General features: G+C 43.4%; 22 protein-coding genes. 9 read left to right on the forward strand and 13 right to left on the reverse strand.

Annotation, left to right across the window (positions count from 1 at the left end):
* Positions 1 to 37: 37 nt before the first annotated feature.
* From AS030_RS19490 to AS030_RS19500, 3 genes are all read right to left on the reverse strand, one after another.
* On the reverse strand, positions 38 to 3,196 hold the full coding sequence (locus AS030_RS19490; RefSeq protein ID WP_061974793.1) for a DEAD/DEAH box helicase: 3,159 nt from the start codon (positions 3,194 to 3,196) through the stop codon (positions 38 to 40).
* A 137-nt stretch (positions 3,197 to 3,333) separates the two neighbouring features.
* Entirely contained in the window at positions 3,334 to 4,173 is an 840-nt protein-coding gene (locus AS030_RS19495; protein ID WP_061974795.1) for a phytanoyl-CoA dioxygenase family protein, read from the reverse strand.
* Positions 4,174 to 4,260: 87 nt separating this feature from the next.
* The gene (locus AS030_RS19500; protein WP_061974797.1) at positions 4,261 to 5,670 is read right to left on the reverse strand and encodes a sugar porter family MFS transporter; all 1,410 of its coding nucleotides are present in this window, start codon (positions 5,668 to 5,670) and stop codon (positions 4,261 to 4,263) included.
* Positions 5,671 to 5,953: 283 nt separating this feature from the next.
* On the opposite strand from AS030_RS19500, the gene AS030_RS19505 reads away from it, so the two are divergent.
* Both AS030_RS19505 and AS030_RS19510 read left to right on the forward strand, forming a co-directional pair.
* Entirely contained in the window at positions 5,954 to 6,487 is a 534-nt protein-coding gene (locus AS030_RS19505) for a GNAT family N-acetyltransferase (RefSeq protein WP_061974799.1), read from the forward strand.
* Between the two features lie 142 nt (positions 6,488 to 6,629).
* Positions 6,630 to 8,654 carry a Na+/H+ antiporter gene (locus AS030_RS19510; RefSeq protein WP_061974801.1) on the forward strand — a complete coding sequence of 675 codons (2,025 nt, stop codon included), beginning with the start codon at positions 6,630 to 6,632 and terminating at the stop codon, positions 8,652 to 8,654.
* A gap of 41 nt (positions 8,655 to 8,695) precedes the next feature.
* Here AS030_RS19510 and AS030_RS19515 read toward each other — a convergent pair whose 3' ends face one another.
* Both AS030_RS19515 and AS030_RS19520 read right to left on the reverse strand, forming a co-directional pair.
* Positions 8,696 to 9,073, reverse strand: coding sequence for a VOC family protein (locus AS030_RS19515; protein ID WP_061974803.1), 378 nt, complete (start codon positions 9,071 to 9,073; stop codon positions 8,696 to 8,698).
* 133 nt (positions 9,074 to 9,206) lie between these two features.
* The gene (locus tag AS030_RS19520) at positions 9,207 to 10,436 is read right to left on the reverse strand and encodes an MFS transporter (protein WP_061974805.1); all 1,230 of its coding nucleotides are present in this window, start codon (positions 10,434 to 10,436) and stop codon (positions 9,207 to 9,209) included.
* A 175-nt stretch (positions 10,437 to 10,611) separates the two neighbouring features.
* Here AS030_RS19520 and AS030_RS19525 point away from each other — a divergent pair, with 175 nt between their 5' ends.
* Positions 10,612 to 11,484, forward strand: a complete 873-nt coding sequence (locus AS030_RS19525; protein ID WP_061974807.1) for a LysR family transcriptional regulator — start codon at positions 10,612 to 10,614, stop codon at positions 11,482 to 11,484.
* A 55-nt stretch (positions 11,485 to 11,539) separates the two neighbouring features.
* On the opposite strand, the gene AS030_RS19530 is transcribed toward AS030_RS19525, so the two are convergent.
* Positions 11,540 to 11,788, reverse strand: coding sequence for a hypothetical protein (locus tag AS030_RS19530; RefSeq protein WP_061974809.1), 249 nt, complete (start codon positions 11,786 to 11,788; stop codon positions 11,540 to 11,542).
* Between the two features lie 126 nt (positions 11,789 to 11,914).
* Here AS030_RS19530 and AS030_RS19535 point away from each other — a divergent pair, with 126 nt between their 5' ends.
* Entirely contained in the window at positions 11,915 to 12,847 is a 933-nt protein-coding gene (locus AS030_RS19535; RefSeq protein ID WP_061974811.1) for a nucleoside hydrolase, read from the forward strand.
* 49 nt (positions 12,848 to 12,896) lie between these two features.
* Here AS030_RS19535 and AS030_RS19540 read toward each other — a convergent pair whose 3' ends face one another.
* Positions 12,897 to 13,292: a VOC family protein gene (locus AS030_RS19540; protein ID WP_061974813.1), complete on the reverse strand. Its 396-nt coding sequence runs from the start codon at positions 13,290 to 13,292 to the stop codon at positions 12,897 to 12,899.
* A 1,154-nt stretch (positions 13,293 to 14,446) separates the two neighbouring features.
* On the opposite strand from AS030_RS19540, the gene AS030_RS19545 reads away from it, so the two are divergent.
* Genes AS030_RS19545 through AS030_RS19560 form a run of 4 tightly spaced genes read left to right on the forward strand, consistent with a single transcriptional unit; the run spans position 14,447 to position 17,901 of the window.
* Entirely contained in the window at positions 14,447 to 15,100 is a 654-nt protein-coding gene (locus AS030_RS19545) for a GntR family transcriptional regulator (RefSeq protein WP_061974815.1), read from the forward strand.
* Positions 15,100 to 15,801 carry a DUF2848 family protein gene (locus AS030_RS19550; RefSeq protein WP_061974817.1) on the forward strand — a complete coding sequence of 234 codons (702 nt, stop codon included), beginning with the start codon at positions 15,100 to 15,102 and terminating at the stop codon, positions 15,799 to 15,801. Before AS030_RS19545 ends, AS030_RS19550 begins: the two co-directional genes overlap by 1 nt.
* Positions 15,798 to 16,580, forward strand: coding sequence for a carbon-nitrogen family hydrolase (locus AS030_RS19555; protein WP_061974819.1), 783 nt, complete (start codon positions 15,798 to 15,800; stop codon positions 16,578 to 16,580). The genes AS030_RS19550 and AS030_RS19555 overlap by 4 nt, the downstream gene beginning before the upstream one ends.
* A 16-nt stretch (positions 16,581 to 16,596) precedes the next feature.
* The gene (locus AS030_RS19560) at positions 16,597 to 17,901 is read left to right on the forward strand and encodes an MFS transporter (RefSeq protein ID WP_061974821.1); all 1,305 of its coding nucleotides are present in this window, start codon (positions 16,597 to 16,599) and stop codon (positions 17,899 to 17,901) included.
* A gap of 104 nt (positions 17,902 to 18,005) precedes the next feature.
* Here AS030_RS19560 and truA read toward each other — a convergent pair whose 3' ends face one another.
* The 5 genes from truA to AS030_RS19585 all read right to left on the reverse strand — a co-directional run bounded on the left by truA (position 18,006) and on the right by AS030_RS19585 (position 24,185).
* Positions 18,006 to 18,743 carry a tRNA pseudouridine(38-40) synthase TruA gene (truA, locus tag AS030_RS19565; RefSeq protein WP_061974823.1) on the reverse strand — a complete coding sequence of 246 codons (738 nt, stop codon included), beginning with the start codon at positions 18,741 to 18,743 and terminating at the stop codon, positions 18,006 to 18,008.
* Positions 18,744 to 19,012: 269 nt separating this feature from the next.
* Positions 19,013 to 20,947, reverse strand: coding sequence for a PTS fructose transporter subunit IIABC (locus AS030_RS19570; RefSeq protein WP_061974825.1), 1,935 nt, complete (start codon positions 20,945 to 20,947; stop codon positions 19,013 to 19,015).
* A gap of 150 nt (positions 20,948 to 21,097) precedes the next feature.
* Complete coding sequence (locus tag AS030_RS19575; RefSeq protein WP_061974827.1) at positions 21,098 to 23,023, reverse strand: BglG family transcription antiterminator; 1,926 nt, start codon at positions 23,021 to 23,023, stop codon at positions 21,098 to 21,100.
* 199 nt (positions 23,024 to 23,222) lie between these two features.
* Positions 23,223 to 23,687, reverse strand: a complete 465-nt coding sequence (locus AS030_RS19580; RefSeq protein ID WP_061974829.1) for a hypothetical protein — start codon at positions 23,685 to 23,687, stop codon at positions 23,223 to 23,225.
* Positions 23,688 to 23,705: 18 nt separating this feature from the next.
* Positions 23,706 to 24,185, reverse strand: a complete 480-nt coding sequence (locus AS030_RS19585; protein WP_061974831.1) for a GyrI-like domain-containing protein — start codon at positions 24,183 to 24,185, stop codon at positions 23,706 to 23,708.
* A 107-nt stretch (positions 24,186 to 24,292) separates the two neighbouring features.
* Between AS030_RS19585 and AS030_RS19590 the strand changes: the two genes are divergently transcribed.
* Complete coding sequence (locus AS030_RS19590) at positions 24,293 to 25,255, forward strand: helix-turn-helix transcriptional regulator (RefSeq protein ID WP_061974833.1); 963 nt, start codon at positions 24,293 to 24,295, stop codon at positions 25,253 to 25,255.
* Between the two features lie 144 nt (positions 25,256 to 25,399).
* On the opposite strand, the gene AS030_RS19595 is transcribed toward AS030_RS19590, so the two are convergent.
* A complete protein-coding gene (locus AS030_RS19595) occupies positions 25,400 to 25,840 on the reverse strand; it encodes an SRPBCC family protein (RefSeq protein WP_061974835.1) in 441 nt (146 codons plus the stop codon).
* Positions 25,841 to 25,851: the final 11 nt, after the last annotated feature.

Raw genomic sequence — 25,851 nt, forward strand, 5'->3', positions numbered from 1 at the left:
ATTTAAAACCAGAAGGAGTTCCTTCTGGTTTTTATTTTCATAAAATATTCTTATTAGCCCTAGGCACAAAATAAGGCGGCATTTCCTCTTTTAACCTCCACACAAAATTCATCGGCTTACTTCCCGAATGGCTAACATGATCGGCCGTACCTAAAAAAACAAACGGTGATGTGTAACCATGCTCTTTTTTATATTCCCTTACAAACAGAGCAATTTTATGACCGGTTTTTCGGTGTTCAATATAGCGCTTGGCTGTCTCAGACCCCTCTGCTACACGGCTCTGTGTTTGCCAATGGAACAATTGCTCATTAATGGCATAGTCGTCATATAGAGTGGATGGTGAAAATTCTTTTTCGGATTTATTTAATGTGATAAAAAAGATATCAAGGTCCTTATCCTTAAAATACTTTACCCCTTCACGAAAGGCTGGGCTTTTTTCTTCATTAAAATAATCCAGTGCTGCAAGAACTTGAGAAGTGTTATATTTGCTGTGTATGCGCAATGGACAAGGAAAAGAGAAATCATTTTCAATTTCCAAAGTTTCCAGAGATTCAAAGAGATAGTGTAAAATCTCAAGGATCTCCTCTTTAAGTGCTGGGTAGGACAAAATTCGTTGTATTCCTTCTTCTATCGTTGTAAAGCCCACTTTTTTAGGATACGCCTGGTAAAAAGAATAATAAAAAATTCTAAGCATCAATTGTTCTTCATTATTTTTTACTGTTGTATCTTCTAAATACCTAATAAGAAATTGTAGTAAAGAACTCGAATTCAAGTGAAATAAGTTGGGTAATCGACTCGTTATCCACTTTTCATCCTCACATTCGAAGTCAGAAGTTAGACCAGCCTCGACAAGCATTCGGCTATAACTTCTGTTCCCGCTTTTTCCGTAAAAATCATAAAGGGAATACTGATAGTGCTTTAAAAAGTTAACCAAGGTTAATTCTTTCTCTGTATCCTTTTCAAAATATTTCAGCTTAGAAATTAGATTCGCCTTCGTGTTGGTACTCGCCTTAATATTTCTTAAGATATATTCTTTCGCCTGTTTTTCTAACTGGACAAAGCATCCCTTTGGCAAATGAAAGAAACCATTCTCTACATAATATTGGACAGAATGTTTGGTCTGACCCACTAACGCCCGAAACTTTTCTTCAAAATTGTAATTTTGATGGGCTTGGCCTACAAAATCCAAGACAGTCAAACATTCCTTACCTTCTGATAACCGCAATCCACGCCCCAACTGCTGAAGAAAAACCGTCAAACTCTCAGTCGGGCGTAAAAATAACACTGTATTGATTTCTGGAATATCAATTCCTTCATTATATAAATCAACAACAAAAATAAATTTAATTTCTCCATTTACCAGTCGAGTTTGAGCACTGCTTCTTTCACTCTGATTCGTGTTTCCATACAAGGCTATGGAGGGAATACCACTTTTATTAAAAAACTCAGCCATATACTTTGCGTGTTCGATGGAGACACAAAACCCCAGACCTTTGACCTCTTCTATATCCGTAATGTATTTATGAAGGCTCACAATAATCTGATTGCTTCGCATTTTATTGGAAGTATACACATTCTCAAGCTCTTTCACATCATAGCCTTTTCGACTCCACTTGAGCTTAGAAAGATCCACGACATCACTGACACAAAAGTATTGGAACGGACTAAGCAGTTTTTTATCAACCGCTTCTGTTAATCGCATTTCAGCAGCAATCACTTCATCAAAGTAGCTTAAAATGGATTTTCCGTCCATCCGCTCAGGAGTGGCTGTTAACCCCAATAGCACCTTTGGCTGATAATGTGCTAAAAGTTTTTGATAAGAATTTGCAGCGGCATGGTGAAATTCATCAACAATAATTAAGTCATAATAATCACTTGAAGTAAGATCATCTAGTTTTTTACTATTAAAGCTCTGGATGCTGACAAATAGATGGTCCAAAGTAACAGGTGTATGGTTGCCAACCAGCATTTCGCCAAAGTTAGGATCCTTTAAAATGGCTCGAAAAGTATCTCTGCTTTGTTTTAAAATTTCTTCCCGGTGTGCAACAAACAGTAACTTGGCACGTCCTTTGCTCTGTCTTAGGAAACGTTTATAATCAAATGCTGAAATTACAGTTTTCCCTACACCTGTAGCTGCAACCACCAGATTTTTCATTCGGCCATGAATCTCACGTTCAACCTGCAGCTTTTCCAAAATTTCTTTTTGATAGTAAAAAGGCTGTATATCAAACAAAAAGTTCAATTCATTGGAAACATGTAATCGTTTAGGGGCCAAGGCTAACTTCAATTGCTGTTGGTCTTTTGTATCGTCAACATTAAACGTTTTAAATTCCCTATCATTCCAATAACTTTCAAACGTCGCTTCAAACTTTTTTAAAACATCAAAAGAATCCCTCTCTGTGACCTTTAGGTTCCACTCCAAGCCCGATGTTAGCGCTGGGTTTGAGAGATTCGAAGAGCCAATGTATGCCGTGCTAAATCCTGTTTCACGCTTAAACAAATAGGCCTTTGCATGTAGCCTCGTCCGATCAATGTCATAGGATATCTTAATCTCTGTATTATTCAGCTTACTTAGCTCTTGAATTGCCTTATAATCCGTCGCCTCCATATAGGAAGTGGTAATGACCCTTAGCCTTTTTCCTGGTGTTTCGGTAAATGTCCGAAGCTCTTCAATAATGCAACGTAAGCCGCTCCATTTAATAAAAGAAACAAGCATATCAATTTGATCTGCACTTACAATTTCCTTTTGCAGTTCTCCCAGCATGTTAGGTTCATAATTGGAGCCCGTAAATAAGGAGCTTTGGGAGATAGGAGTGACCGGGCGAACGGTTTCTCCCTTGCGAATGCTTTTGATAGAATTAATCCTAGAATAAAGAGAGGTTAGAACTTCGCCTTCCTCTTCAATCTGAAGTGCACGAAATTCCTCATCGCCTAGCCGCTCGCTTATGATATGTATGATGTCATTGCAAGTCCGAATTTGATCAAGTAACGCTTGCTGCACATCATTTCCAGCCTCATCTCGAACAAACTTTAAAGCTTTTCTTGTAACCGTAGATATATATGATGCTAAAAGTTTCCTTGCTTCCTCTACATCCAAATGTTCCTTTTCTATTTCAAATGTATCTATTTCTAGTTGATCTAACTGATTTTTTAATTTCTTATTGATAATCTCTTCATATATACCTTGTTTGAGCATTACCTCATCACCTCTTCTCTATGTATCTACCTTTATTTACTATGTTCTACTACATAATTATAGTATATGGGAGTAAATTCCTATAAACAAAAATAGAAGCTGACCTATCATAAGTCAGCTTCCTCCATTTATTAACCTTACTCCGCCTCGCCCATCTTAAGCAATTCAATGTCATGCGCCTGCTCAATGACTTCGAGCTCATCCACCAGGCGGCAGTTTATATGTTTCTTCAACGACTCTGGCAGCGTTTCGTAAAATTTCTTTGTGAGCTGCAGGTCATGGCGTTCGGCATTGTTGGCGGTTGGCGCATCCACCCCTAGCACCAATGTCGGCCGTGATTTGGTTGAGTTATTGGCGGTGCCGCGGTGAATGGTAAGCGCGGAACGGGCAGAGATGTCACCCATGCTTGGCATTTTGCGCTGTGCACGTTCTTCATAACGGCTGTAATTCTCTTTATCCGGGAACATCTCATGTTCAAATTGGCTGCCGTCATCCCATTGCGTTCCAGGGGCGATTTCGAATGGCCCCATGTCTGGATCCACATCAACCGTTGTCAGGTTAAACGCCAATGAATTGATTCTTCTTCCTTTATAGGTGTCTTCCGGAGACGGGAAGTCACGGTGCCACGGCTGGTTCACCGCACCTGGATTGGGAACATCAAACCCAATTTCGACCACTTTATAGTCAGGTCCAAGAACAGCTTCACATACTGACTGAACCCATGGATGTGTGACAAGATCAACAAAACCGCGGATGTCTTCCGGATGGATTTCAACGTAGTGGCGCTTCGGCCCGCGGCCAATGGCACCGTTTGGCCGTTTTAGTGCTTCTTCATACAGCTTCTCAATGTCTTCCCCAAGCTGTGCAATCCATTCACGGCTGAAAGCTCCTTTTTGTGCAATGGTTCCAGCTCCGTATAATCCACCCATAATTTCGGCAACATCGTATTTTTGCATCTCTTTCACTTGTGTGCTCATTCTTATTCCTCCTCTTAAAATTTAAGTTTAGTCAAAGTGTGGTACTTCCAAAGGTGGCAAGCATCACCCCCTTCACATCTTCTCAAGTCATAATTTTGCCTGAAACAGCTGCTCAATTTCCTCAAGTGAACGGTTTTTCGTCTCAGGGACATATTTATAGGTGAACAGCCACATCAGGAAAGAGCCCAATGCAAAGAACCAGAACGTAGGCATTCCGCCGATTTCCTTTAAGAAGACCGGGAAGGAATGGGCCACCAGGTAATCTCCCACCCATAGCGAGATGGTGGAAACCGCCATGGCTTGTCCCCTAATTTTTGTTGGGAAGATTTCCGATAACAGCACCCACATGCCCGGGCCGACAGTGGCCATGAAGAACGCGAGATAAAACAAGGTGTACACGAGCACCATCGTTCCAGATGTATCGGTTTTAAAGCTGAGACCGATTAAGAACAGCGCCAATGCCATCAGGAGTGACCCGATCAAAAACAGCTTTCGTCTACCCGCCTTGTCCATTAGGTACAAGCCAACAAATGTGAAGACAACAATGACGACTCCCATAAAGACGGTGTTCAGGAACGAGGACCCCAGGCTTGCCCCGCTCTTTTTAAAGATTTCCGGTGCGTAATACATGATGGCATTGATGCCTGCCCATTGGGTCATAAAGGCAATAACGACACCAACCATGAGCGCCTTCTTGTTTTCCTTTTTAAATACATCCTTAAAAGTAGTTCCTTTGTGCTGCCGGATCGACACTTCAATCTCTTCCAGCTCTTTTCGCGAAACCTCTTCGTCACGGTTAATACGGTTTAATACAGATAACGCTTCTTTTCTTTTTCCGTTCGCGGCCAGCCACCTTGGTGTTTCTGTCACAAACGGCATAAAAATCACGTAAACGACAGCCGGAATGGCCCCGAGCGCGAACATCCAGCGCCAGCCCACATCCACGTTCCATTGAACGGTGCTGCTTTGGGCAATCATGTAATTAACGATAAAAACGGCCGACTGCCCGATACTGATGGCCAGCTGCGACATGGATCCCAAACGACCACGAAGGTGGGCCGGTGCCGTTTCTGCGATATACAGCGGCGAGATAAAGACCGACATTCCCACGCCAATTCCGCCGAGGATCCGGGTTAAGACCAGAAGGGAAACACTGCTCGGCAATGCAGAACCGATCGTTCCTATGCCGAATAAAACCCCCGATAGGATCAACGTTTTCTTTCGGCCAAAGCGGTCACTTAAATACCCGCCGGCAGCCGTACCAATTGCCGCCCCCAGCAATAAACTGGAAACCACCCATCCCGACATGGAAGGACTAAGCGCAAAACGCTGATCCAAAAACCCGATCGCCCCAGAAATAACCGCCGTATCATACCCAAACATCAACCCGCCAAACGCGACCACAATGGAAACAAGCGTTATGAAACGGACATTGACTCCCACTTGCTTATCCAACTTTTTTTGCGCAGATGATTCAATCTGAATGGACTTTGCCATGAAAGTTCCTCCTATTTTTGAAGTAATTAAACCTAATAACAGAAAGCGGTTACATTATTCTAAAAACTGTAGAATGAAACAAAATCAACTTCCTTGCTATACCTCTATTTGTTACCTCCCTTTATTCCATTTTTATTATAATAAAACTTGTAATATTCTAATAATTTATATAATAAACCCAACCCCTATGAATTTCAACCACCATTTTTGTGTAAATGAACGAAGGAGATTTTGTTTCCCTCATTGAATTGAGAAGAGAAAAGAACGGCTACTGGAGGAGAAAATGGACATTAAAACAAAGAGGCTTCATATTCGAAGGTTTATTCCAGAAGATTGGCAAGCGGTGCATCACTACACATCCAATACTTCTGTCATGGAATATATTCCTGAGGGAGTTTTTACTGAAGGGGACGCCAAAGCATTTATTGAGGAGAACAGCGGAGACCACCCAGAGAAATATGCGGTGGTGCTGCGGGACGTGAACCAATTAATCGGCCATATTGTGTTTCACAAATACTTTGGTAACCATACATACGAGATCGGCTGGGTGTTCAATCCGGCGTACCACAATAAGGGGTATGCTTCCGAAGCTGCTCAAGCTGTGTTGGATTACGGCTTCGATTCTTTGAAACTGCACCGGATCGTCGCCACATGCCAGCCGGAAAACCCTCCGTCCTACCGGGTGATGGAGAAGATCGGAATGCGAAGGGAAGGTTATTTTAAAAAGTGCATCCCCCATGGAGACAACTGGTGGGATGAATACTATTACGCCATTTTGGAAGAGGAATGGCAAAGAGTTCAGGGGAAAAGCATCTGATTGGATGCTTTTTTGTTTTTCAAAGGGGTTACACGGTTTATTTGACGGGTATTTCTTAAAAGAAAAATTTTTTCCATATCAAGCGGATGATTACAATTAAATCTTTTATTATGGTACAAAATGTAGAGGAAAGGAGTTGCGCATGGAATTTTTTCTCGTTATTTTGGTTCTGCTGGCCTTAATCGGCCTGGCCAGTTTCATCAATCATTTTATTCCATACATACCTGTTCCACTGATCCAAATTGCGCTTGGCGTGACGCTTTCAGTCCTGCCACTGGGCATAAAAGTCCCGATGAATCCGGAGCTGTTTTTCATCCTCTTTATCGCGCCGCTTCTCTTCCATGACGGACGGCATGCTTCAAGAGAAGAATTATGGAAGCTTCGAAAACCAATCCTTCTGCTTGCTCTTGGCCTTGTCTTTATGACCGTATTTGCCATCGGCAGTTTGATACATTGGCTCATCCCGTCCATTCCTTGGCCGGCAGCCTTTGCGCTTGCCGCGATCCTCTCGCCTACGGACGTGGTTGCCGTCAGTTCCATTTCCAGCCGGGTAAAAATGCCAGAACAAATCATGCACGTTCTTGAAGGCGAAGGGCTGATGAATGATGCCTCCGGATTGGTGGCATTTAAATTTGCGGTGGCCGCTACCGTAACCGGAGCCTTTTCCATTACAGAGGCAAGCGGAAGCTTCTTTATCATTTCAGTTGGCGGTTTTCTCGGCGGTGCCCTCTTGGCCCTGATCGTGATCCAGCTGCGAACCTTTATTCGGCGGCTCGGCATGGATGATGTTACGATTCATATGCTCATCCAGCTCTTGACCCCATTTGTTATTTTTTTCGTGACTGAACATCTGGGCCTCTCCGGCATCCTTTCAGTCGTTGCCGCTGGAATTGTGCATGCCATTCACCAGGATCGCAAACGGATTCCCGCCGGATCACTTGAAATCGTTTCACGAAGTACATGGACTGTCCTCATTTATATTCTAAACGGACTGGTGTTTGTCATTCTCGGATTACAGGTCCCTGGTGTACTCAATGAAATTTTCAAAAATCCATTGTTTGATAATTGGCAGGTTATCCAGTATATCCTGATCATCTCAATTGCTCTGCTGGTGCTTCGTTTTCTATGGATTTCGGTCACCTGGCGAAAATGGAAAGAAAAAGGAATGCCCCATATGAAATCCCAAAGAGCCATTGCCATCTTGACAGTCTCAGGAGTGCGAGGTGCGGTTACTCTCGCTGGTGCATTTACCATTCCATTTGTCATTGAGGGCGGTGGCCCCTTTCCGGATCGTTCGCTTATCATTTTCATCGCAGCCGGCGTCATCCTGGTGACCTTGATCCTCGCAAGCATTTTCTTGCCGATCCTGGCAAAAAGCGAAAACACCAATGCCCAGGAGCTAAGAGATGAAATGGAACGGAAGGCCAAACTGCGTACATTCGAGGCCGCTATCCATTCCGTTCAGAATTCCATGACGGAGGAGAACCGGGAAGCTGCCGTATCCATCATCAGCACCTACAACAATATGCGAAATGAGTTCAGTTCCAAAAGTTCCGAAAAAATTGAACGCCAGGAAAATGCGGTCAGGATGAAGGCGATTGAAGCCGAAAGCCTTTACTATACGAACTTGAAGAAAGCTGGGAAAGTGGATCGGGATACCGCCATTCTGGTTGAGGAACATCTGCAGCGAAGGCGTCTTGCTCAAACGAATCGCATACAATACCGCCGGCTGTTTGTTTGGATCCTTTTCAAGCGGAGTGCGTTTGCCCTGTTGCAGCTACTCCTGCCAAGGAACAGCAAACAGCGCAAACAGAGCCGTAAGCGAAGAAAGCGGCTGGTCGGCCTAAAGGTGAACATGGCCAAGGCTGCCATTCACTATTTAAAAACGCACATGACACCTGAAAACCGGCACCTGTTTCTCGATGTCATGGGAGAATACAATCAGTTAATCGTCAAATACAACCTTGCTAAAAAAAGTGATGAAACCACTCACTTCGCCCGCATGCAGCGCGACCTTCAGATCCAGGCCTTCCAGGCGGAACGCGATGAAGTGCAGGATCTGTACGAAAAAGGCGATGTGACAATTGATGTGATCCGGGACATCCGCAGGCAAATCAATATTCGTGAGGCCTATTGGATGGAAGAGAATAGTGTGCATTTTCATTAAAAAAGGAGTGAATGGAAACCCCATTCACTCTTTTCCTTTTGTTAGTGACTTTCCATCACCGCAAAATAATTCTCTTCATCATCTGAGAAGTTAAACACCCTGCCCGAAGGCATTTCTACAAGTTCGCCGACGTTCACATTTTTGCTGGATAAGTTCTTGTATAATTCATCGAGATTTTCTGTGAAGAACATTAAGGAGGGTGTGCCGAGGTTTAGCTCAGGTGACATTTTCGCTACAACTTCCTTGTTGAACAACACGATTGTGGTTTCTGAGTCTTTACTTGGAGCAATTGCAATCCATCTCATTGGACCACTTTCGCCCTCAGAGATGACAGTGAATCCTGCTTTTTCCGTCCAAAACTTCACTGCTTGATCCTGGTCATTGACATACAGCATCACTTCGCCTAGTTTACTGAACATCGTCTTTTCCTCTCTCCCTTGATTAATTGTTCCGTTATTTTAAAGTGCATTTCACAGACATAGCTGAAGTTTATATTCAACAACTATCGAAGAATCCCTTTTACAAAATAAAAAACACCCGAATCATCGGGTGTCAATGCTGCATGCTTTCGCTGCCAATACTTCGTCTGACCTTCTTCCCATTCTGTGCAATTTTTGAGACAGCAGCCCAAAGCATTACACCAATCACAAGGAAGCCGGCGGTCATGCTGATGACGCCCCCCCATCCAAAATCGCTCCAGAAGAATCCGGCGAGTGTTCCCCCTACGCTTGAGCCGGTGTAGTAAAGAAACAGATAGAGTGATGAGGCTTGTGCTTTGTCATGAGTCGCTCGCTGGCCAACCCAGCTGCTGGCGATGGCATGGCTGCCAAAGAATCCGTACGTAAAAAATCCGAGGCCCAGAATTTTAACGAGCAAATGAGAGTCTAGTGTCATTGCCACACCGAACAACGCAAGAACTAAATTGATGAAGAGTATTCGCTGCCTTCCATGACGGTCTACCCATTTTCCTGTCCAGACTGAGCTGAACATTCCAATGATCATGATCAAAAAGATCCAGCCAACAATGGTTTGGCTGAGCGAATACGGCTTGCCGAGCAATACGTAGGCGATATAGTTAAACATCGCCACATTGCTCCCCAAAAGTAAAAACCCCATAAAGAACAGGCAAACTAATCCTGGATCTTTCAAATGGTCAACCATGGATTTCCCCAGCTTTCCAACCTGCAGCTTGCGGGCATTAAAGTTTTGTGATGCCGGGAGACTTTTCCAGAAAATAAGAGTAGCCACTAAACTGATGATGCCGATTCCTGCTATCGCTACATGCCAGCCAAAGAAATCGCTCATCAAACCAGAATAGACCCGGCCGAAAACCGCTCCGATGGAGTTACCGCAAATATAAAGCCCCATTGCTGCCCCAAGGCTCCTCGGTTCAATCTCTTCTCCAAGATACGCCATAGCAATCGATGGCAGTCCGGCCAGTGAGATTCCTTCCAGCGTTCGTAAAATCAAGAGAAAGTGAAAATTAGGACTAAAAGCGGTAAGAATACAAAACACAGAAGCCGCAAGCATGGAAATCACCATGATCGGTTTTCGTCCCCATACTTCCGACAACGAACCGAAAATAAGCATGCTGACAGCCAGCACAATTGTGGTTACCGAAAGTGACAGACTTGCGTTTGTCGGTGAGATGCTGAACTCCTTAGAGAATTCGGGCATTAACGGTTGTACGCAATAAAGTATCGCAAATGTATTAAAACCAGCGGCAAAGAACGCCATACTGGTTTTTCGAAAAAGCGGTGTTCCTTTTTGAATATAGCTCATTGTGTCATCATCTCATTAGCAGGATATTCATCTTGTTGCATCTCCATCATCCCTTAGAATCTATATTTTTCATATATCTATAGTACCACCGCCATCTTATGTTGTATAATTCATTATAATCATCTTTTTCATTCATATATGTAATAGATAATCCAAAAGAAATGTGGTGCAATCCATGGAATGGCAGCAGTTTGAATATTTTAAAACACTGGCACAGATGGAGCATGTCACACGTGCTGCAGAAGCGTTATCCATTACCCAGCCCGCACTAAGCCGTTCGATTACTCGATTCGAAGAGGAAATCGGAGTGCCTTTATTTGAACGCCAAGGACGATCCATCCGTCTGAATAAATACGGCCAGCTCTTTTTACAACGTGTGGAGAATATCATGAGAGAATTTGAAGAAGGAAAACAGGAAATTCAGGATCTCCTCGATCCCAACCAGGGTGAAGTCTCCATCGGATTTTTGCATACGTTAAGCACGGGCCGTATTCCCGACCTGCTTTCCGCTTTTCGCCAATCCTACCCAAAGGTAAATTTCAGGCTCGGACAAGGTCCTTCACATCAGCTCATTGCCAAGCTGCTGGCAGGAGAATTCGACCTTTGCCTCATCGCCTCCATGGAAAGCAAATCACCGATCGTATGGAAGCCGCTCTGGGATGAGGAACTGTATGTTATCGTGCCGAAAGACCACAAATACGCCAATCATGAATCAATCACGTTGGAACAGATCGCCGATGAATCATTTATCCACTTAAAAGAAGGATTTTCCCTGCGGATCACGGTCGAGCAGTTGTTTAAGGAAGCCGGCCTCACACCGAACATTACCTTTGAAGGCGAAGAAGCGGACACCGCTGCCGCACTGGTTGCTGCGGGTCTTGGCATCTCCATTCTACCTAACTTAAAAGGAACCGATCAAAGCAAGATCAAAAAGATCCCCATTCAAAACCCGCACTGTCAGCGGACCATCGGAATTGCCTGGGTGGAAGGCAGATATGTTTCTCCTGCCACGCAGAAATTTAAGCAGTTTGTGTTGGAGCATCCATAATGAAGAAACACGACCTCTATCATAAAAGTCGTGTTCTTCATTGTACATATTCCCGTTATGTATAAATGAGTTTACTTACGGTCATTAAAATAAATAGTATGAACAGCACAAGCCCTGCAAACCACAGAAAGACAGACCAGGCTCTAAAGGTCGTAAAGACAGGAATTTCTAACAAAACGATGTCCCCAACTGTTTCAATGAAGGCCTGCCAGAATGATTCCCGTGCGTTTCCTTTTCTCCATAGGTAAATCCCCAATGAAATCAAAGCCACTGAGACCGTTAATATTATTCCTTCTTCTTTCAATACTATCTTCCTGTCCATTAGTTATTGAACTACTCCGATCGCTTCATCATACCACTTTTTCCATATTATTGGAATACAACATAAACGTCAGCATAAAATGGGATGATTATACTGGGGAGGCATATTATGAGGAAAAAGATTCTTTTTTTCTGTGACCCGGGAATTGATGATTCGCTGGCCATTATTTATAGCCTTTTGCATCCTGATCTTGAGCTTGTCGGGATTGTCACCAGCTACGGGAACGTGACAAAAGAAACGGCATCGGCAAACGCCTACTATTTAATTCAATTGGCCGGCCATAAGAATATCCCCATTATTCCGGGTGCAGCCAATCCGGTTCAGCAAGAGGAAGTGACCTACTATCCCGAGATTCATGGCAAAGAGGGCATCGGTCCCATCCGCCCGCCTAGTGATATGCTGTATCAGATTTATCCTTTTGATATGATCCGCTATCTGCTCAATCAGCATGGTAAAGACCTTATTATTGTGGATACCGGGCGATCCACCAGTTTGGCTACTGCATTTATTTTATTTAATCAGGAAATAAAAAAAGCGGGTGCTTTTTACCTCATGGGCGGGGCCTTTTTTGTTCCAGGTAATGTCACTGCACTGGCTGAAGCGAATTTTTATGGGGACCCCACTTCAAGCAATTACCTTCTAAAATTCTGCCACAATTTAACGATTACTCCTCTGAATGTCACAAAATACGCTATAATTACCGAATCCATGATTAAACGAATCATCCAGGAGGCAGACTCACCGTATGAATTTTTGCTGTCCCCAATTTTTGAATATTATTTTGAGGCCTACAAAAGGTTGGTGCCCGGCATTCAAGGCGCTCCTATACACGACTTGCTTACCGTCATGGTTGTGGCCAATCCCTCCATTGTTGATTTTATCTATTATGATGCCAAGGTCATTGATGGAACCGTAGAAGGAAAAGGGTTATCGTATATCGATTTGAGGCCCAAAGGCAAAAAAGGAAAAACCCGCATCGCCATGAAGCTTCACTACGACCAATTTGTTGAAGAGTTTTTCAGAGTGATGCTGAATAAATAAACAAAAGGAGTTCAACTTACTGAACTCCTTTTACGTATTCTTTATAATTTTACTTTGCGTTTTGATCTGGTTGATGAATACCAAAGATATTCCCTTCAGGATCAAGGTAGTATCCTTGCCACGCCATTCCTGGAAGGGCATATTTAGGCAAGGCAACCTTGCCGCCATTCTCCAGAATCTTCGCTTCGGTAGAATCGTAATCCGCTATTCCCATCGTACAAACAGACCCATTCAAGGCCTGATTCGGCTCTGGCGGGGGGCCTTGCCGCTGCATTAACGCACCATTAATCCCCATTTCATCCCTGTTGCCTGTCGTCGCTCCAAAGTAAGGCATTCCCGCGTATTCGCTCCAATCCTCGAACGTCCAGCCGAACACCTCTCCATAAAACTTCTTCGCCTGTTCCATGTCACTTACATGAATTTCGAAATGAACCACTTTTCCCATAATACCCTCCTATTATTTCAAAAAGTCAAACAAGAATCTATTCGGTAGAAACCTGCCCCTTTCCTGTTTATACAACCAACAAACGAGAATTGCGGAAAATATATTTCTCTCCCAGCAGGGCCCGAACCACCAATAGTTTGTCCTCATAGAATGATAGTACTATCGTAAGTTTTCTAATCATAGATAGTTATTTTATTTTTGGGGGAGACTGCAATGTCATTTAATAAAAGAAAAATAGGGAGTTGCGGATGCAGGAAGGCCGGATATAATCGTTGTCCCAAAACGGACACTTCCAATCGGAACCAATGGTTTGCCCGTAACCGAAGATCCCCAGCCGAAACTAGATGCGAGTGCCGTTCCGAGTTTGCGGGATTAAAAACCCAAAACAGCGCCCTTATAGAAGGAAACCTTTGTTTTAATTGCCGTTTTGGCATTGAACTTGGTTATATCGCACAGGGTTTGGACTTTCAAGCATTACTCTTGGAATCACTCACTTGCCCTCTCAATCATTCGATGAGAGCGACTGGCATTGGCAGATTGTCCGGAAGATTAGTAGACTTTGAACTTGATTTAAGACAGAACCCTAGTACCATCAGGCTGAGAGTCTTTAAATGTCAGGAAACGTTTATAGATACCACATTCAGAGGATCTGAGGTGGCTAGAGTTTCTATTATTCGTTGTCCGAGATAACTATCACAGAATAAAACGGTGGCTTATGCAGCAGCCTTATGATACCAAAATTCGTACCTCACAATTAATTACCACCACTACTTGTGTGAAATTAAGTGTTTTAAATATCAATAAATTCTCGGCACGCTGAATAGTCAAATCCAACAAAACCACCCGCGAGAACGGATGGTTTTGTTGGGTTTGACTTTTTTCTCTAAAAAGAAACTGGAAGAGATGCTAAGCCTTGTGCGGCTAGCTTGAATTGCCAGTTAACATTCTCCCGCGGGATACTCAGACGAAGATTTGGCATGCGTTTCAGCAGGGTGGTAAACTCTTTCGAACTAGTTTATTTCGTGTTTCATAAAATTTCTCTACTTCTTAAGTAAGCGAGTTGTCAAATTTGATACATGATTGAATTTTACTCTTGTAATTATCTGAATAATCTATATCATATATTATATATTATATATTCGAGGTGCTAACAAATGAAAAGTCGATCCTTCCATGCTAACCCGTTAAAAGTACAAGCTTACAACATTTTAAAAGAAGCGATTATAAACGGGCTTTTCAAAAAAAATGAGGTGATTACAGAAAAGAGAGCCTTAGAGGAGTTTAATATTAGCAGAACACCCTTCAGAGAAGCGGTTCAATCCCTTGAAACAGAAGGATGGCTTGTATCCATTCCTTACAAGGGAACGTTTGTAAGTCCTATAACTAAGAAAGACATTGAGGATGTTTTTGAGCTAAGAATGCTGGTGGAGCTGCATATTGTAAAAAAAATTAGTTCTACTATAAGCGAAAAGAGTTTAGAAGAATTAGAGGGCATCATTTTCTTAATGGAAAAAGAATTGAGAATGGGAAATGAAGATCAATTTATCAATCTTGATCGGGAGTTTCACAAAACCTTATATGATCTTGCAGAAAACAAAAGGCTTATTAGTATTTCTGAACAAATATCAGATCTGTTCAGAAGAATAGGTGTTCAGGTTATTCACCGCCAAAACCGGGGTGAAGAGGTTATTAGAGAACATAAAAAAATCGCTGAAGGATTAAAAAACGGCGGTGCAGTGGATGCTATGCGAATTCACCTAGAGCAAACAAAATCAGCACTTGAAGAACTAAACAAGGAGGAAGATTGATGAGATTTTCTATAAATGGCAACGAGGATATAGCAATCGAGATTAAACAAAGTGTATGTATTGGATACTCGGGAAGAAACCAGGAATCGGTTCAGCATCATATTGATGAGTTGGCGAACGAAGGGATTCCTGCTCCCCCGGAAATCCCTATGGTCTATCCGGTCAGCAATCTTCTTGTCACTCAAGAAGATCAGATTCAGCTTTTAGGAGAAAAAACATCAGGAGAAGTCGAGTTCGTTCTAGTCATTACCCCACAGGGCAATTACGTTACCGTAGGATCTGATCATACGGACCGTTCACTTGAAACAATAAGTATTCCTTATGCAAAACAAGTTTGTCCAAAACCAATTGCCAAGACGGTGTGGCCTCTGGAAAGCCTTCTCCCCCACTGGGACGAACTAAAACTGAAATGCGAAATCCTGATTCAAGGTCAATGGGAAATGTATCAGGATGGCAGCATCTCTTCTGTCCTCCCGGTTAATGACATTATTGAATTCGCCTCTAAAAGGGACCGTATCGATCAAGAGGGAACGATCCTTTTTTGCGGAACTGTCCCCATTAAAGACGGAAATTTTAAATATGCTGATGCCTACCGCATGATGTTAACCGATCCTGTATTACATAAAGAAATCAAACTGGAATATGAAGTCGTACCTGTTGAGAAAACAGAAGCTCTATTAGCAAAGGAGGCAGTGAAATGAAAATAGCCGTTTGCCAATTAAATGTGTTGCAGGGAGATCGTGAAAGAAACCTGTTAAATGCTGAACAGAAGATTGATGAAGCTGTAGCCAACGGAGCAGAAGTTGTGGTCCTGCCGGAGATGTGGCTAAGCGGTTATGATTTTGATCATTTAAGCAGGCACATTGAACCTCTAGAGGGGGAAACTAGCATCTTTTTATCTAGAAAAGCCAAGGAGCATCAAATCTGGCTCATTGGCGGCTCGTTTACGGCTAATCGAGGTGACGGTGTTTACAATACAAACCTATCCTTTAGCCCCTCGGGAGAACTTATTAATACATACAGCAAAATGCATTTAATTGGACTTATGAATGAGGATCAGTATTTAAGTGGCGGTCTTGATTCCCCTTTATTTGATCTGGGCACCCACAGGGCCAGCACAGTCATTTGCTATGATATCCGTTTCCCGGAGCTCATGCGTCATTATGCGGTTGAAAATGCCTCAATCCTTTTTGTACCGGCACAATGGCCCATTCAACGGGAAGAACATTGGAAAATCCTTCTTCGCGCCCGAGCTATTGAAAATCAATTTTTTGTGGTTGGAGCCAACGTGTCCGGCCGAAACGAGAATGACGTATTCAATGGACATTCCATGATCATCAATCCATTGGGGGAAATTATTGCGGAAGCAGGTTCAGAACCCACCATACTCTATGCCACAATCGACCTTGACTCTGTGTCCTCCGTCCGTGAAAGGATGCCAGTGCTAAAGGATAGGAAGCCAGAACTTTATAAAATTTGAGGAGGTCAGTGAAAAAATGGAACAACCGATAAGAAAACAGGAAATTGGTTTGAGTGGTGGCGCCCAGCCCCGTTCCCGAGTACGCTGGTGGCTCGCTTTATTATTCTTTGTTATTGGTTTGATCGCCTATATGGACCGTTCCAACATCGCCGTGATTGCAAAACCCATGATGGACGATTTAAATATGACAAAAGTACAATTTGGCCTTCTTGCTTCCTTCTTTTCACTAGGCTATGCATTGTCTCAAATTCCAGCCGGTATGCTAGCTGAACGCTTTGGGGCCAGAAAAATTGTATTTTTTGCTTTACTCTGGTGGTCCGTTTTCACTGGTTTGACGGCCATTGTAAAGTCGCATGGTTTATTAGCCGCTGTCCGTTTCCTTTTTGGCGTTGGCGAAGGACCCATGTATCCGGGAAATGCCGTGTTTAATACGTATTGGTTTCCGAAGCAGGAAAAGGGGCGTGCTTCCAGTGCTTTATTGGCTGGTTCCTATTTTGGTCCCGTCATTGCACCAGTGCTGACCGTAGCCATCTTTCAACAATGGGGATGGGAAGCAGTTTTCTACATTTTTGGCTTTTTGGGATTAGTTATTGCGTTCTTATGGTATTGGCTCGGACGAAATAAACCGGAAGATCACCCATACATCAGTAAAGAAGAAACCCAATATATTCTTGAAAATCGTACGGTTCAAAAAGAAAAGAAAGAGGTTGCTCCTTGGAGAACCTTTTTAAAAAATGGCCGTTTTTGGGCTTTGGGGCTTCAATACTTTGTTGTTCTTTATATCGTTACCTTCTTTTTAGTATGGCTTCCTACTTATCTTCAGGAAGCAAGAGACTTTTCACTGGCCAGTATGGGATTCGCAGCAAGCCTCCCTTGGCTCTGTATTTTCGTAACCGTTATGACAGGCGGAGCCATTTCTGATTATCTCGTAAAAATCGGCAAATCAAAATTAATTGCCCGCGGTGCTTTGGCTATTGGCGGATTAATCGTCTTCTCGATCTCCATGTATTTGGCTGCTTATGCCACCACTCCATGGATGAATGTGCTCTGGTTAACCCTGTCACTGGGTGCACTCGGATTTCCAGTCGTCACATCTTGGGCAGCAGCAGTTGACTTGGGGAATGAATTCTCCGGATCGGTATCTGGCTGGATGAATCTTTGGGGCAATATTGGTGCCTTTTTGTCCCCTCTCCTATGCGGTTGGCTTGCTCAGACGGTCGGCTGGGAAAACACATTGATCATTTCCATTATGCCAATCCTTGTTGCAGTGATTTTGTGGTTTGCAGTTAAACCGGATCGACCTTTAACTGAGACGAAATAAGTCCATATTACTAATAAAAAACCCTGTCACGCAGCATTGCTATTTGTGCGTAACAGGGTTTATTCTTATTAAATCTTTAGAAGATTCGCAGCTGATTAATTGGCTTAAAACCCAACCTTCTCCAAATATAATCCTTCTGCTTCCGCCATTCGGCCGGTTTGGATTCTCTCTTTTGATTCAAGAATAGAAGGTATCGCAGCCGCCTCGATTTCTCCTAACCCCACTTCAATTAGCGTTCCGACGACCTTTCTTACCATATTGTAAAGGAATCCGTTGCCGCGGATCTTAATTTCGATGAAACCTTCTTTTTCCTTGATATCGAGTGAGTAGATTTCACGCACCATGGACTTTTTCTTCGCCTTGGCATTGGAATAGGACGTAAAGTCATGCTCACCTAAAAAGTGTTTTGCGGCTTCTTTCATTTTTTTCTGATCCAGCTTGTCCTCCACATGCATGCTGTACTTTCGCATGAACGGGTTTGGAAATGGCTTATTCCAGATTTTATAGGAATAGGTTTTATCTTTGGCATTATAACGCGCATGAAAACGGTCCTGTACGAGCGTAACGGCCACAACGCTGATATCCTGAGGAAGGTATCTGTTTAAATACTTCATCACTTCCTCTTCTGTCATACGTTTGCGCATCTTGAAATTAGCGATTTGAGCAAGCGCATGTGCACCCGCATCCGTTCTTCCTGATCCAATGATTTCAATTTCTTCACCGGCCATTTCAGTTAGTACCTTTTCAATTTTACCTTGAATGGTATTTTCAGTATTGCCCAGTCGTTGCCAGCCCTTATAACGGCCGCCATCATACTGAATGGTTAATTTATAATTGTTCATTGTGTTCTCCTTGTCTCATTACAGATCGGATATTCAAAAGCTTTGTCGTTCTTTCCGTCTGTGATTCATTTCCCCTTATCTGTAAAAACGTACAGACCTAGTGTAACCGTATTTGAACAGCGAATCAAATCGAGCCAAATGAACCTGAATGCGGATGGGGCAGTCGGTGAAGATTTCATTTCAGGTCCTGTGCAGAACCTAAAGAAAACCTCCCGGCTTTTGACTGGGAGGTTTATGTTGTATTTTTATTAAACAACTGTTTAAACAGATTAGCGTATCGTTCCAAGTTGCTTGAATGCCTCTTCCTTGGAGGTTACCTTAATAAGATTCTCTCTAAACCCGTCATCCATCAGTTTTCGTGACAGCATTTGCAATATCTTTAAATGAGCATCCCCAGCAGCATGTTCAGGCACAGCAATCATAAAGACCAGCTTTGCATCCGTACCGTCCAGGCTGTTCCAGTCTACTCCATCCCGCTTAATCCCAAAGGCTACAGCCGGCCGAGTCACCGCATTGGTTTTTCCGTGAGGAATCGCAATGTTCATTCCAAGTCCTGTCGAGCTTTCTTCTTCTCGTTTGATAATGGCTTGTCTATAAGCTTCTTTCGAGGATAAAATCCCCTCTCCATCAAGCTTAGCAATCAATTCATTGATCACATCATCTCGAGTGCTGCCTGATAGATCCGTTTCAATCAATTCCAAGTTGGTAATATCGGTTAATTGGTGAATGTCTTGGCCGGAAGCCACTTCAGAATTTCCTGCTTCCATCTCCCTTACAGGTGAAACAGCAGTCTCTTCTTTTATCGATGCGCCTTCTACATTTTTCTTCAACACTGTCACCAATAAAGCCGTCACAGCTACACCAACAATCACCGCCACAAAGAACATCGCTACATGATCAACCGCACCAAGTACAGCTACAATGGGACCGCCGTGCGCTACTTTGTCGCCTACACCAGCCATCATGGCAATAACGGAACCCGTCATAGACCCTACAACAATACTTGGAATGACCCTCAGAGGATCCTGTGCCGCGAAAGGAATGGCCCCTTCTGTAATTCCGAACAGCCCCATGGTGAAGGAAGCTTTTCCTGTCTCTCTTTCCATTTGCGAAAATTTGCGTTTGCTGATAAACGTCGCCACTCCAAGCCCAATCGGCGGAATGCAAATGGCAGCAGCAATCGGTCCCATAATTTCATAGTTTCCTTCGCCGATCATGGCTGATCCAAATAAGAACGCAACCTTGTTGAATGGACCGCCCATATCTACTGCAATCATCGCACCCAGAATCATGGCCAATACGATGGAACTTCCGCCTTGCATCCCTGCGAGCCAACTCGTTAAGGCTTCAAACACACCAGCTACAGGTTTTCCAATCACATAAATGAATAGTAAGCCTACAATGGCGCTGGATAATATCGGAATAAAAATGATAGGCATAACCGGCTGGACTGCTTTTGGCACCTTGATTTTCTTAATTCCAAGAGCCACATACCCTGCCAGGAATCCGGCAATAATCCCGCCGATGAATCCCGCTCCAGCATCACTTCCATAAAAACTTCCGGTTGCCGCGATATAACCGCCGATCATACCGGGAACCAATCCCGGCCGATCCGCAATGCTCACCGCAATAAAACCGGCCAGAATCGGAACCATAAACATGAAGGCGGTGCTGCCAAGACTTTCAATCTGCTTCCAGATGGTCCCGTCCGGAACCTTGATCCCGCCGGGTGTCTGCTCCCCGCCGAGTGTTAAAGCAATGGCGATCAATAATCCCCCGACCACAATGAAAGGCACCATGTACGATACCCCGTTCATCAAATGCTTATAGACCGGGTTTTCCTTTGAAGTTCTCTTTTTAGAATCATTACTTGATGCGGATTCCGGTTTATAAACCGGTACATCCCCGCTTTGGATGCGCTTGATCAGCTCCTCCGGTTTACGGATGCCGTCTTTAACACCGGTTATTATAACTCGCTTTCCAGCGAACCGGTCTTTCGCTACTTCCTTGTCCGCCGCGATAATAATTCCATCCGCTTCGGCAATATCCTGTTCGGTTAAGGCATTTTCCACTCCGATCGAACCCTGTGTTTCTACTTTTATATCGACACCCAGCGCTGCGCCCGCCTTTTGAAGATTTTCGGCAGCCATGTACGTATGGGCAATACCAACCGGGCAAGCTGTAATCGCTAATACTTTCCCCATCCTGTTTCCTCCTGTTCGTTGTAATCGCTTACTTGTATAATAACGCTTACATACCGGCTTAATCTTTTAAATTTTTACCGCAGCCTGCGGTAAAATGAGCGTATTGGACAAAAAAAGCAGCACACGACGTTAACGTGCACTGCTTTGGCATTACTTTCCGTTCTCAAGGATCGCTTTAAATTCCTGATAATCCCTTGCTCCTGATAACGCATAGACAGCAATGGGACTCTCACTTAATAAGGCGATCTCTCCCATAATTCCGCGGATAGCTCCATGATCTTTCTTGGCGATGGCCAGCATAAAAACAAGCGATACCTGCTCATTCCCCCATTCCATCGGCTTCTCCAGAATGGCAACGGCCAGCACAGATCGCTGAACCGTCTCAGGATTTCCGTGTGGAATGGCCACTCCCCCGCCAACAGATGTAGCGGATTTCCGTTCTCTTTTTACCGCACTATGGATATAGTCCTTACTCACATACCCGTGCTTGTAAAGAGCCCACGCCATGAATTCCACCATCTCATAGCGGTGTTCTTTTCTTACGTTAAAAAATACAAGGTTCTCAGACAAGAAAAGAGAAAAGACAGAAGTGCCAGGATGATCTGACTTGCCGTGTTCCAGCTCTTCAACAAACTTACTTACCTTTTTCTTATCCTCCTGGCCAAACAGCGGAGACACGACAATGTGCTTCACGGATACTTTTTCAAGAGGAACCGTTGAGATGATAAAATCAGCTTGTTCCTTTTTCAAGTACTTGTCCAGCTCCCCCTTGCCCACACAGGCCAATACTTCAATTTCCTGATATTGCTGCTCGATTTTCGCCTCCAGCAAATGCGACATCCCAATCCCCATATGGCATACGATAATTACCTTTTTCTTTGTTTCGTTCTTCTGCTCCAATCTTTGGACAGAGGCCTGGAAATGAAGAACCAGATAAGCGGCCTCATCCTCCGGGATCTCAACAGCAAAAGGCTCCTTGATCTCCTCGAGAGCGAGCATGACCATATGAAACATATAAGGGTACATCTTTTTAATATTCGTAAGCAGGGGATTCGTAATCGGAAAACCAAAGTTGAGGCGATTGATTACCGAGTGCATATGAACGGCGAGGCTATTCATTAGCATCGTATCCCCCTCAAAGCGATAAGAGGTGAGCCTCCCCATCTTCGCGATCAAGGATTGAACGAGATCCGCCGTTTCTGGATTCACTCGAAAATCCTGATCGATCCCCTCTTCCATCCGCTTACTGCTCATCAGATGCCATGTAAAGTACACCCGCTCCTCTTCCGGAAAGGATAAGCCGAATTCGTTCGTAAGCCGATCAAATAAATAACTAGTATACTGATATTCCCGCCGATCAGCCGTCTCTGCCATCTCCGCTTCATCAACAAAGACGCGTGATTTTTGCCGTGTCCGTTTGATCATGATCAAGGCATGTACCAGCAGGCTTTCAACCGTATCATCCGTAAAAGCAAAGGAAAATTCATCCTCCATGCGCTGAAGCGCTTTCCTGACCAGCATGATTTCATAGGGCAAAAACAGATCCAGCACAGCATTCTTCCCATCTTGCCTCAACGGACCAAGCTGTGACAAATGAGCGAGAGCATTTCGTTTGTTTAATTCTGAACCTTCAATGACATGGCCGATCCGCGGCTTTGAAATGAGTTCCAGCTCATAACGCTGCAGCCAATCTGTAATGATTTCCAAATCTTTTTTCACAGCCGCTTTTGCCACATAATAACGATCGGCAAAATACTTTAGGGTAACCGCCTTTTCACTCGTTAATAGTTCATAAGCGATTTCCAACAGCCGTTCTTCATTCGTTTTTGATACCTCCGACAGGAGCGTGCCTAATAAGGCGGTGCGATCCTCTTCCGTACTTTCAATCGCTATGCCAAAGCCCGGTTTCCGTATCAGACGCGAATCAGCATAATCAAGTAAATACTCTTCGATTTTGTCCAGGTCGTTGCGCACGGTTTTTTCCGAACACTCCAGCTGCTCCGCTATATCCCTGATATGGACAGCTCCATCCTCGATGAGCAATATCCTCAATAGTTCCTTTTGCCTATGATTCATTTCCGCACCTGCTCCATTTTACTTATAGAGCTAGTGTACCGATATTTAGAGAGCGAATCAAATGGATCATGTTTTCAATTCGGTAATCCATTCAAAAATAAAAAAAGGCAACTCCCTATAAGGGCCAGTTGCCTTCTTTCATATAATTTGTGCTGCACTCCTCTTGTAATAGGGGATGTACCAGTATAATGAGCTTACTTCAATATTCTCCCTTGATCACAAAGAACGAGCCCCGGATGGTTCCAGCGAGTTTAGACTTTTGCCTGGCAAACTTGAACTTGCCTTCTAACTCCTTGGGTATCTCCATGCCCTCAGAAAGCTTAAAACCCACAGCACGTTTCTTAGGGTTATCCACCGTATACATGACGTTGACCGAAAGACCATCCTCGTAAAAGACGTAGGCGAATTGTATGTTCTCCACTTGAAACCTTGATGTTTCCAGCGGTTTGGCCGCAAATTCAATATCACGTTCTTCCTTTAAAATCCGGTTCACATAATCAAGTGTTTCCTGGCTTTCGCTGGCTGGTACAACCGTAAATTCGTGTTTGTATTTGTTCATAAAATATCGGGCTTCATTCGCACGTAAACCGGCAAGCGCTTCTGCTGCAGGTGAAGACTCCAGCCCTGCTTCAGACACATTTTTAAAATCAACGGTATAGCTCATTGCTGTTCCTCCCTACGATTATTTGCGGATAACAGGAATCCACATTTCTCCATAAATCAAGCCGTTACGCTTCCCCATCTCAACCGATGTATTGGGTCCGCCAACATAGGCAACATTCGTGGCTTCTGGCAGGACTTCTCCAAAGGCTACGTCCGCAAGCTTGTTATTCAGATCATCAGCTGATTCTCCTTCGCCTTTGACCACGACGTATTCGCCTTTAGGAAATTGAATCACTCGTGCTTCTTCTGGTGCCTGTTCCTCTGTCATCACGCCTGCATAATGCATCATCTTGTTGTTCACCGCTTCATTCACGGCAAAAATGTAGTCATTGGATGCCATGGATTTTAACGTATCCAGTCTTCCGTCCTCGTCAACCGCCTGCCAAAAATCCGCCTTTTCCTTGTGAATGCCCGCATAGTCTGTGTAATCGCTCTTAAGCTCGGTTCCAAGTCCAATCACAGTAAAGCCTTCTTTTTCTTCCAGAGTGTAATTTGCCATGTTCCATACCTCTCTTCTCAAATTTTTTTAGTGATTTGTAATCATCGCTTGATAGGTATATCATAGCCTTAAATCATGTCAAAAAATGATACTGTTTAGGAGCCCCGATGAAAAAAGTTGAGCGAATCAATGTCATTATGCGCTACATCAACAATCGTGCCCACTTTACCATTTCCGAAATCATGCGGGAGTTTAACATCTCGCGTTCGACCGCCATTCGAGACATAAGAGAAATTGAAGCCATGGGAATGCCCCTTGTCGCTGAGGTGGGAAGGGATGGGGGTTATTTTGTCATGCACAACTCTGTCCTGCCTGACGTTCGCTTTACGAACCATGAAGTTAAAGCGCTTTTTATTGCCTTTATGGCCACTCGAAACCAACAGCTCCCCTATCTGAAGAGCCGTCAGTCTTTAGCTGAAAAATTACTGGGTCTGATATCTGAAAACCAGCAGGATGACCTTGTTCTTTTAAATCAGATCTTACTTTTTGAAGGAACCAACCCACATAATCCTGATTTGCTGGATCTGTCAGACCTTCCCCATCCCATGCTGGAAACACTCATACAAACCCTGCTTGTGGACCGCTATTTATTCATTACCATTAGAGAAGAGAAGACCAGCACATCTTATCCGATTTATCTCTTACACCTTTACCGTGAAAAAAGCGCCTGGCTGATTGAAGGCTTTGACTTAAAAGAAGAAAAGAAGAAAATCATTCCTGTTGACCATCTTACCGATGTTAAGCCCTACCCGGAGAAAAAAAGAATGAGCAAGAAAAAGATCCTGGAAAAGATAAGCAAACAGGAAGAAGCCATCAACCTTGTCCTTGAACTAGGCCCAAAAGCCATAGCCCAGTTCAAAAAATACCATCCTTTAAAAGTGTCCATTTCCTATACCAACCCTTATCAGACGACAGCTTTATTAAAGACTTTTATTGATGTAAAAAAGCACGAAGAGCTGACTGAAATGTCCAATTGGCTATTGTTTTTGGGTACAGAAGTCAAGGTGAGGGAAATACCTGGAGAAATCTTGGAAGGTTTACAAGAAAAGTTGCGCTTATTTTGCCAATAATTATTGAGTGGATGGCAGGTTTAATACATCAGATACAAAAGAGGACGACACATCGGTAATTCATTACCAATGTGCCGTCACTATATTATGAAGAACCTGATCAGGAAAACCATAATAGTTAATTTAAATTTGTTTTTTGATTTATTAACTAGGATTTTCAAGGATATATTTTAGTTTTTGTAAGTCCTTCATATTTGCCTTTTTCATCATCTTTGATATAAATGGAGTAATGATTTTAGAAAAGCCTTCTGGGTTTCCTTTGTTTCTTAATATCATTCGAGTCTGATTATGATCCAAAGAAGACCAAGTATAAATCGTCTCCATCGGAAAAGGACCATTAGCTGTTTTCATTGCAAGCTCTTTTTCTGGTATAACTCCAACAATTTCATATACATATGCAAGCTCTCTGCCTAAAAACTTTGCTTTGAAAGCAATTTTCGAACCAACTTTTAGTGGTTTAGGTGTTTTCCATTCCGCTGAATGAATGTTTACATACCAAGTTGGTGCATTTTCAGGGTCGGATGCATAGCTTGAAACTTTCTCTATAGGACAGTTTATAATGATTTCTGTTACAACATCTACCATCCGGGTAATCC

Origin of the sequence: Fictibacillus enclensis, from assembly GCF_001457035.1 — a bacterium.
GTDB classification, from domain to species: Bacteria; Bacillota; Bacilli; order Bacillales; family Fictibacillaceae; genus Fictibacillus_C; species Fictibacillus_C enclensis.

What these genes read in the sequence shown, in the direction of transcription:
- AS030_RS19490 (WP_061974793.1), bottom strand. Translation starts at nt 3,196, where the DNA reads ATGCTCAAACAAGGTATATATGAAGAGATTATCAATAAGAAATTAAAA.
- AS030_RS19495 (WP_061974795.1), bottom strand. Translation starts at nt 4,173, where the DNA reads ATGAGCACACAAGTGAAAGAGATGCAAAAATACGATGTTGCCGAAATT.
- AS030_RS19500 (WP_061974797.1), bottom strand. Translation starts at nt 5,670, where the DNA reads ATGGCAAAGTCCATTCAGATTGAATCATCTGCGCAAAAAAAGTTGGAT.
- AS030_RS19505 (WP_061974799.1), top strand. Translation starts at nt 5,954, where the DNA reads ATGGACATTAAAACAAAGAGGCTTCATATTCGAAGGTTTATTCCAGAA.
- AS030_RS19510 (WP_061974801.1), top strand. Translation starts at nt 6,630, where the DNA reads ATGGAATTTTTTCTCGTTATTTTGGTTCTGCTGGCCTTAATCGGCCTG.
- AS030_RS19515 (WP_061974803.1), bottom strand. Translation starts at nt 9,073, where the DNA reads ATGTTCAGTAAACTAGGCGAAGTGATGCTGTATGTCAATGACCAGGAT.
- AS030_RS19520 (WP_061974805.1), bottom strand. Translation starts at nt 10,436, where the DNA reads ATGAGCTATATTCAAAAAGGAACACCGCTTTTTCGAAAAACCAGTATG.
- AS030_RS19525 (WP_061974807.1), top strand. Translation starts at nt 10,612, where the DNA reads ATGGAATGGCAGCAGTTTGAATATTTTAAAACACTGGCACAGATGGAG.
- AS030_RS19535 (WP_061974811.1), top strand. Translation starts at nt 11,915, where the DNA reads ATGAGGAAAAAGATTCTTTTTTTCTGTGACCCGGGAATTGATGATTCG.
- AS030_RS19540 (WP_061974813.1), bottom strand. Translation starts at nt 13,292, where the DNA reads ATGGGAAAAGTGGTTCATTTCGAAATTCATGTAAGTGACATGGAACAG.
- AS030_RS19545 (WP_061974815.1), top strand. Translation starts at nt 14,447, where the DNA reads ATGAAAAGTCGATCCTTCCATGCTAACCCGTTAAAAGTACAAGCTTAC.
- AS030_RS19550 (WP_061974817.1), top strand. Translation starts at nt 15,100, where the DNA reads ATGAGATTTTCTATAAATGGCAACGAGGATATAGCAATCGAGATTAAA.
- AS030_RS19555 (WP_061974819.1), top strand. Translation starts at nt 15,798, where the DNA reads ATGAAAATAGCCGTTTGCCAATTAAATGTGTTGCAGGGAGATCGTGAA.
- AS030_RS19560 (WP_061974821.1), top strand. Translation starts at nt 16,597, where the DNA reads ATGGAACAACCGATAAGAAAACAGGAAATTGGTTTGAGTGGTGGCGCC.
- truA (WP_061974823.1), bottom strand. Translation starts at nt 18,743, where the DNA reads ATGAACAATTATAAATTAACCATTCAGTATGATGGCGGCCGTTATAAG.
- AS030_RS19570 (WP_061974825.1), bottom strand. Translation starts at nt 20,947, where the DNA reads ATGGGGAAAGTATTAGCGATTACAGCTTGCCCGGTTGGTATTGCCCAT.
- AS030_RS19575 (WP_061974827.1), bottom strand. Translation starts at nt 23,023, where the DNA reads ATGAATCATAGGCAAAAGGAACTATTGAGGATATTGCTCATCGAGGAT.
- AS030_RS19580 (WP_061974829.1), bottom strand. Translation starts at nt 23,687, where the DNA reads ATGAGCTATACCGTTGATTTTAAAAATGTGTCTGAAGCAGGGCTGGAG.
- AS030_RS19585 (WP_061974831.1), bottom strand. Translation starts at nt 24,185, where the DNA reads ATGGCAAATTACACTCTGGAAGAAAAAGAAGGCTTTACTGTGATTGGA.
- AS030_RS19590 (WP_061974833.1), top strand. Translation starts at nt 24,293, where the DNA reads ATGAAAAAAGTTGAGCGAATCAATGTCATTATGCGCTACATCAACAAT.
- AS030_RS19595 (WP_061974835.1), bottom strand. Translation starts at nt 25,840, where the DNA reads ATGGTAGATGTTGTAACAGAAATCATTATAAACTGTCCTATAGAGAAA.